At 39.2% G+C, this 357-nt stretch carries 1 protein-coding gene; it reads right to left on the bottom strand.

All coding sequences use genetic code 11. The annotated features are described in order from the left end of the window. Positions 1–357: hypothetical protein (locus tag AB4Z50_RS36335; RefSeq protein ID WP_441887383.1), on the bottom strand; the 357-nt coding region annotated here is incomplete at both ends.

The raw sequence follows: 357 nt of genomic DNA, 5'->3' as shown, positions 1-357 counted from the left end.
GATTAGTCCACAGTACACGGGGTTTCGTACCAGCTTCCAGAAGGCAGATCTTGAAGATTTCAATCCCTTTGCAAAGGCCATTCTTCTGACAGTTTCTATAGTGAAGGAATTTTTTGCCAGTTGTTTAAAAGCCCATTTTATGATATCAGCTGCAGGTTGGACATGTACAATTTCTTTTTTTCCGTCAAAAGCCGTGCAGTTTATGAACCCCAAAGGCGCCTTATTTGGGTATCTTCCCATCATTTTTGCCCTTTTAATGCCATTTGATGTATTCAATGATCTTCTGTTATTTTCAGCTTCAGGAATTGATAGATATATGGCAAGCATTACCGTACTCTCAGGTACAGTGAAATCTAT

The sequence above is a fragment of the Paenibacillus sp. 2TAB26 genome, assembly GCF_052115145.1.
In the GTDB taxonomy this organism is placed as follows: domain Bacteria; phylum Bacillota; class Bacilli; order Paenibacillales; family Paenibacillaceae; genus Pristimantibacillus.
This window is presented reverse-complemented; position numbering and strand designations above follow the sequence as displayed.